Source organism: Chryseobacterium sp. SIMBA_038 (genome assembly GCF_046535115.1).
Classification (GTDB): Bacteria; Bacteroidota; Bacteroidia; order Flavobacteriales; family Weeksellaceae; genus Chryseobacterium.
Genome location: NZ_JAWRXH010000426.1, coordinates 1 through 238, shown reverse-complemented (window position 1 = coordinate 238; position 238 = coordinate 1). Strand labels below are relative to the sequence as shown.

Genomic DNA, 238 nt, shown 5'->3' with positions numbered 1-238 from the left:
GAAAAAAGTGGAAGCTCCAAAAGTAGAAGCTGAACCAGAATCTCAGGAACCTCAGAAAATCGAGACAGTTTATCAAAAACTTGACGGTCCTAAGATTGTCGGAGAAAAGATTGACTTAACTCAGTTTGCACCAAAACCAGGTTCTGGAGCAAAAAAGAAAAGAAAAAGAATTGAAAAACCCGGAGGTCAGAATAATAACCAACAAGGCCAAGGGAATAATCAAAACTCCGGAAATAAC

1 protein-coding gene is annotated in these 238 nt (G+C 38.7%); it reads left to right on the top strand.

Annotated features, from left to right (window positions below; translation table 11 throughout):
• Nucleotides 1–7: 7 nt before the first annotated feature.
• On the top strand, nt 8–238 hold a 231-nt coding region (locus SB689_RS24150), incomplete at its 3' end, for a hypothetical protein (RefSeq protein ID WP_410694552.1).